9 protein-coding genes and 2 pseudogenes are annotated in these 5,849 nt (G+C 64.9%); 2 read left to right on the top strand and 9 right to left on the bottom strand.

Annotated features, from left to right (window positions below; all coding sequences use genetic code 11):
* From WC739_RS24070 to hisB, 9 genes and pseudogenes are all read right to left on the bottom strand, one after another.
* Positions 1–167 (bottom strand): annotated as a pseudogene (locus WC739_RS24070) (type I pantothenate kinase); the annotation flags it as partial.
* A 24-nt stretch (positions 168–191) separates the two neighbouring features.
* Complete coding sequence (locus WC739_RS24065; protein WP_372955494.1) at positions 192–515, bottom strand: phosphoribosyl-ATP diphosphatase; 324 nt, start codon at positions 513–515, stop codon at positions 192–194.
* Between the two features lie 50 nt (positions 516–565).
* A complete protein-coding gene (gene hisF, locus WC739_RS24060) occupies positions 566–1,360 on the bottom strand; it encodes an imidazole glycerol phosphate synthase subunit HisF (protein WP_372955495.1) in 795 nt (264 codons plus the stop codon).
* Positions 1,357–2,193, bottom strand: a complete 837-nt coding sequence (locus WC739_RS24055) for an arginase family protein (protein ID WP_372955493.1) — start codon at positions 2,191–2,193, stop codon at positions 1,357–1,359. Before WC739_RS24055 ends, hisF begins: the two co-directional genes overlap by 4 nt.
* Complete coding sequence (gene hisA, locus WC739_RS24050) at positions 2,190–2,939, bottom strand: 1-(5-phosphoribosyl)-5-[(5-phosphoribosylamino)methylideneamino]imidazole-4-carboxamide isomerase (protein WP_372955492.1); 750 nt, start codon at positions 2,937–2,939, stop codon at positions 2,190–2,192. The genes WC739_RS24055 and hisA overlap by 4 nt, the downstream gene beginning before the upstream one ends.
* A 4-nt stretch (positions 2,940–2,943) precedes the next feature.
* Positions 2,944–3,234 (bottom strand): DUF1330 domain-containing protein, encoded by a 291-nt coding sequence (locus tag WC739_RS24045; protein WP_372955491.1) that lies wholly within the window; start codon positions 3,232–3,234, stop codon positions 2,944–2,946.
* A 3-nt stretch (positions 3,235–3,237) separates the two neighbouring features.
* Positions 3,238–3,888, bottom strand: coding sequence for an imidazole glycerol phosphate synthase subunit HisH (gene hisH / locus WC739_RS24040; RefSeq protein ID WP_372955490.1), 651 nt, complete (start codon positions 3,886–3,888; stop codon positions 3,238–3,240).
* 1 nt (position 3,889) lies between these two features.
* Entirely contained in the window at positions 3,890–4,366 is a 477-nt protein-coding gene (locus tag WC739_RS24035; protein WP_372955489.1) for a DUF2628 domain-containing protein, read from the bottom strand.
* A gap of 4 nt (positions 4,367–4,370) precedes the next feature.
* Positions 4,371–4,970 carry an imidazoleglycerol-phosphate dehydratase HisB gene (gene hisB, locus WC739_RS24030; RefSeq protein WP_372955488.1) on the bottom strand — a complete coding sequence of 200 codons (600 nt, stop codon included), beginning with the start codon at positions 4,968–4,970 and terminating at the stop codon, positions 4,371–4,373.
* A gap of 221 nt (positions 4,971–5,191) precedes the next feature.
* Between hisB and hslV the strand changes: the two genes are divergently transcribed.
* Both hslV and WC739_RS24020 read left to right on the top strand, forming a co-directional pair.
* On the top strand, positions 5,192–5,743 hold the full coding sequence (gene hslV, locus WC739_RS24025) for an ATP-dependent protease subunit HslV (RefSeq protein WP_372955487.1): 552 nt from the start codon (positions 5,192–5,194) through the stop codon (positions 5,741–5,743).
* Positions 5,733–5,849, top strand: a pseudogene (locus WC739_RS24020) (N-acetyltransferase); the annotation flags it as partial. The gene hslV and the pseudogene WC739_RS24020, both read left to right, overlap by 11 nt.

Below are 5,849 nucleotides of genomic sequence, written 5' to 3'. Positions count from 1 at the left end.
TAGATGCGCTTGACCTCTTCGAGGTCGACCGGATCGTTGAGCGAACGCAGGCGACGGAATTCATCCTCGGTCAGCGTCAGCGGCGTGTCGGCGCGGAAATGCGACCACTGCTCGGCGGAGAAAAACCGAAAGGGGGAATACTTCTCGGTCGGCGCGAGCTGATCCATAGCGAAACCTGCCCTCCCTCGCGATCAGCCCTGGGGCCGCGACGCCTTCTCGGCGATGCCCGAACGCCCGGTGCGGCTTTCGAGCTCCTTCAGCACGTCGCTCAGCGCAACCCCTGAGACGCCGAGAACGACGAGCCAATGATATATAAGATCGGCGCTTTCCGAAACGAGACCCTGCCTGTCGCCCTTGACGGCGGCGATCACTGTCTCGACCGCCTCTTCTCCAAGCTTCTGGGCCGCCTTGTCTACGCCGCGCGCGAACAGTTTCGCCGTCCACGAGTCCGGGTCGCCGGAACGCGCGCGTTCCCCGATGAGTGTCTCCAGGTCGGAGAGCGAAAATTCAGCCATGGCGCCGAAAGCCTTTTTCTTGCCCGGAAGCCTGTTCCAGGCCGAAGCCTCTAGGGCTGATCCGCCGATGAGTCCAGCCGCATAGGCAGACCGGCCCGGGCCATATGCGCCTTGGCCTGGGCTATGGTGTAGGTGCCGAAATGGAAGATGGAGGCCGCCAGCACCGCGCCGGCATGACCGTCGCGTATGCCCTCGACCAGGTGATCGAGCGTGCCGACGCCGCCGGACGCGATGACCGGCGCGCGCACGGCATCCGATATGGCGCGGGTGAGCGCTATGTCGTAGCCGGCCTTGGTGCCGTCACGGTCCATCGAGGTCAGCAGGATCTCGCCGGCGCCGCGATCGACCATCGCCTGAGCGAATTCGATGGCGTCGATGCCGGTCTTCTCACGGCCGCCATGGGTGAAAATCTCCCAGCGGTCGGCTTCACCGGCGCCAGACACCTTCTTGGCATCGATGGCGACGACGATGCACTGGTTGCCGAACTTGTCGGCCGCCTCGGCGACGAAATCCGGGTTCTTCACCGCCGCCGTGTTGATGGACACCTTGTCGGCGCCGGCCAGCAGCAGTTTCCTGATGTCGGCGACCTGGCGCACGCCGCCGCCGACGGTCAACGGCATGAAGCACTGTTCGGCGGTTCGCGTAACGACGTCGAAGATCGTCTCGCGATTGTCGGACGAAGCGGTTATGTCGAGAAAGCAGAGTTCGTCCGCACCGGCAGCGTCATAGGCCTTGGCCGCCTCGACCGGGTCGCCGGCGTCGATGAGGTCGACGAAGTTGACGCCCTTGACGACGCGACCGTTCTTGACGTCGAGACATGGGATGACGCGGACCTTGAGCATCAGCGACCCTCTATCGTGGCGATCAGGTCGTTGAGCAGCTGACCGACCAGCGGCGGCACATCCGTCTTGGCGTCGAAGGCCGGATCGTAGGCGGAAATGGTGATGCCGACGATGGGCATCGCAAGCGCCACGGCACAGGCCGCGTCCCGCAGCTGTTCGGGGCTCGGTCCGCCCGGCGTGACGTAGCGGTTGGCCTGCAGGTCCTCCGGATCGTGCACATCAAGATCAATATGCATGTGCACGCGTCCGGCGCCGGCGGCCTTCAGCTTTTCGGTTGCTTGCCCGACACCGGGACATTCCGTGCGGATGACCGGCAATGTCTGCAACAACTGCTTTTCCGCCGGATCGAGATCGCGCGCGTTGACGAGTACGCAGCGCGACGGATCGATCGGCTTGAAACCGGGAATGGCTGACGCCATTGGACGCCAGCACAGGCCCAGCACCGTCGCCAGCGCCATGCCGTCGAGGAAGCCATGGATCGATGTCTCGGGCGTGTTGAGGTCGCCGTGCTGGTCGGCCCAGATGATCGCGTCGGCGCTCTCGCCGGCGACCGCGCCGACGCTGGTCAGGCAATTTCCGGCGAGCACGACGGGAAACCGGCCCCTGCCGATGGCAAGGCTGACCTCGGCGGAAACCGCTTTGCAGACGGCAAAGCCGGTGGCGATCTCGCGCCCCTGGTTGTCGCCGACCCTGCCGATGTCCTCGACCGCGACGTCGTGGCCGGCCATGGTCAGGGCGTCGACGAGACCGCCCGATATCAGCGCGTCCGGCCCTTGGCCCATGCCGCCATGATAGTGTCCGCTGTCGTATGAGGCCAGGATGATGGAGATTTTCACGATCTGGTCTCCGCCGCGGGCCTGCCCCTGAGGATCGCCAGGGCCTTGGCCGGATCGATGCGGCCATCATACAGCGCGCGGCCGGAGATCGCGCCTTCGAGCTTGCGCGCGTCCGGCATGGTCATGCGCACGATGTCGGCGATCGAGGCGAGCCCGCCCGAGGCGATGACAGGGATCGAGACGGCATCGGCGAGGCCTATGGTGGCGTCCCAGTTGATGCCGGTCAGCACGCCGTCGCGATCGATGTCGGTGTAGATGATGGCGGCGACGCCCGCGCCCTCGAATTTCTTCGCCAGCTCGACGACGCCGAGACTGGACGCCTCGGCCCAGCCCTCGACAGCGACCTTGCCGCCCTTGGCGTCGATACCAACGGCAATCTTGCCCGGGAACGCCTTGCAGGCCTGCTTGACCAGGTCGGGATCGCGCACGGCCACGGTGCCGAGGATGACGCGGGCGAGGCCTCGATCGAGCCAGTCCTCGATCTGGGCCAGCGTGCGGATGCCGCCGCCGAGCTGTACCGGGTTGTTCGTCGCCTTGAGGATGGCGCCGACGGCGGCGCCGTTGACGCTCTGGCCTTGGAAGGCACCGTTGAGATCGACGACATGCAGCCACTCGAAGCCCTGCTCCTCGAAGGCTCGTGCCTGCGCGGCGGGATCATCGTTGTAGATGGTCGCGGTCGACATGTCGCCGAGCTTCAGGCGCACGCACTGGCCGTCCTTGAGATCGATGGCCGGGAAAAGGATCATCCGTTCAAGCGCCTTCAACGATGACAAAATGGCCGGTCGACGCCGCAAGCCGGAACTTCGAGGCCTGCTGATACTCGGGCGAATGATAGCATACGAGAGCCTTCTCGTAGGATTCGAACTCGACCAGCACATGGCGATTGCCGGTTGGTCCTTCCGGGTTCTCATGGCGACCGGCCCGCACCGCGAACCGAGCCCCGTACTTCGCGAACGCCACCGCGTTCGCCTCGATGTACTGCTTGTACATCTCGGGATCGCGGACATCGACCATCGCCATCCAGTAGCCCTTCTTGCCCATGGTCTAGGGCCTCCAGCGCAGGAAGTTGGTGATCAGGGCGAGGCCAAGCGCCTGGCTCTTTTCCGGGTGAAATTGCGTGCCGACCAGATTGTCGCGGGAGACAGCCGCCGTCACCGGGCCGCCATAGTCGGTAACCGCCAGGACCTCGTCGGGCTTCCGTGCATCGAGGTGGTAGGAATGGACGAAATAGGCGTGCAGCCCAGCCGGCCCGGTCGGTATGCCGGCAAACAGCGGATGCTCGCGCTTGAGCTCGATCGTGTTCCAGCCGATCTGCGGAATCTTCAGAGCCGGATCGCTGGGCGTGATCTCCTTGACGTCGCCTGCTATCCAGCCAAGGCCGCTGGTGATCGTCTTCTCCAGGCCGCGCTCCGACATCAATTGCATACCGACGCAGATGCCCAGGAAGGGCCGGGCGTTGCGAATGGCGACCTCGTTAACCGCTTCCCACATGCCGTCGACGGCGCGCAAGCCGGCGGCGCAGTCGGCATAGGCGCCGACGCCGGGCAGCACGATGCGGTCGGCCGTGCGCACGCGCTGCGCATCTGCGGTCAGGTCGATCTCGGCCGATATGCCTGCTTCGCGCGCGGCGCGCTCGAAAGCCTTGGTGGCCGAGCGCAGGTTGCCCGAGCCATAGTCGATGATCGCAACCCGCATGTCAGGGCCTACCCGGAACGTGGGTCAACCCCAGCGCAATGCCCGGCTGCGACGGTCGCGCTAGGGCGGCATCGGGAACCATGCGCGGTGCCGGCACGACCTCGTCGGCGGGCGCCTCGGCCTCCAGGGCTTGGCGGATGTCGGCATCATCGAGCGTAGCGGCTTCGACAACGCCCCATTCGCGCCACCCGCGGCGGCGAAGGGCAGCGATGCGCAAGCCCTGCCCTTCCAGGCCGACATAGAGCGAAACCAGCAGCGACAGCAGCGAACCAGTCGATCCAAGGCCAAGGTTTTGGCCAAGCATCGACAGCGCGCCCATGACGACGAAGGCGATCCCGGCTTCGATCCACAATCGGTGCCAGGCGAACCACAGCGGCGGCACCAGCAGGCCGAGCCAGGTGAAGCCATCGCGCACCAGGGTCGTTGCGTCGGCCTTCTCGCCGCGTCCGTGCGGCTCCATCACGACATAGGCGGCCATGGCGTTACCCCTTCAACGAACCCTTGGTGGAGGGAACCGCGTCCGGCTGGCGCGGGTCGTGCTCGAGTGCGGTGCGCAACGCGCGCGCCACCGCCTTGAAGCAGGTTTCGGCAATGTGGTGGTTGTTGGCGCCATAATGGTTGGTGACGTGCAATGTGATGCCGGCATTCTGCGCCAGCGCCTGGAAGAATTCGCGCACCAGTTCGGTATCGAAGGTGCCGATCTTCGGCGACGAGAACGAGACGTTCCAGACCAGGAACGGACGGCCGGAGACGTCGATGGCGGCGCGCGTCAGCGTCTCGTCCATGGCAAGGTCGATCGAGGCGTAGCGCATGATGCCGCGCCGCTCTCCCAGCGCCCGGCTCAGCGCCTGGCCGAGCGCGATGCCGGTGTCCTCGACCGTGTGGTGGTCGTCTATATGCAGGTCGCCCTTCGCCCTGACCGTCATGTCGATCAGCGAATGGCGCGAAAGCTGGTCCAGCATATGGTCGAAGAAGCCGACACCCGTGGCGATGTCCGACTTGCCCGAGCCGTCGACATGGACCGACACCGAGATGTCGGTTTCCCTGGTCTTGCGACTTGCTTCGGCGGAACGGGGCGCCATCAGTTTATCCTTGCGCATGAGGTCACAGTGTCACGGGCTCCAGGCGCTAGCAGGCCTGAAAACCAAAGCCTTCTAGCAGCATGGTCCGGCGATTGCCAGTTGCCGTCCCGGACAGTATCGAACCGTTTGCAATCATCGGTCACGTGCATACATATGGCCGATCAAAGTTACTCGTACCGCGCCAATCGCCTTTTTTGGGATCGCGCGAATCGGAGCCACGGATGTCGAATGAACTATCCATGCACGCCACGACCATCGTGACGGTGCGCAAGGGCAACAAGGTGGTCATCGCCGGCGACGGCCAGGTCAGCCTTGGCCAGACCATCATGAAGGGCAATGCACGAAAAGTGCGCCGCATCGGCAAGGGCGGCAATGTGATCGCCGGTTTCGCCGGCGCCACCGCGGACGCCTTCACGCTGCTCGAACGGCTCGAGGCCAAGCTCGAACAATATCCCGACCAGTTGACGCGCGCCTGCGTCGAGCTTGCCAAGGACTGGCGCACCGACCGCTATCTGCGCCGGCTGGAGGCGATGATGCTGGTGGCGGACAAGTCGGTTTCGCTGGCGCTGACCGGCAATGGCGACGTGCTCGAACCCGAATTCGGCGTCATGGCCATCGGTTCGGGCGGCAACTACGCGCTGGCCGCGGCGCGTGCCCTGATGGACAGCGACAAGGATGCCGAGGAAATCGCCCGCAAGGCGATGCAGATCGCGTCCGATATCTGCGTCTACACCAACAACGCTTTCGTTGTCGAAACGCTCGATGCCGCCTGAGCAGGTGGCGCTTTACGATTTTCGACCGGTTACTGAGAGAGACCTGCCGATGATCGCGGGCTGGCTCGCCCTGCCGCATGTCGCGCAATGGTGGGATAGTCCCGAA

Origin of the sequence: Mesorhizobium sp. (assembly GCF_041661565.1) — a bacterium.
Classification (GTDB): domain Bacteria; phylum Pseudomonadota; class Alphaproteobacteria; order Rhizobiales; family Rhizobiaceae; genus Mesorhizobium.
Note: the sequence above shows the minus strand (reverse complement) of the source record. Positions and strands in the feature narration are given on the sequence as shown.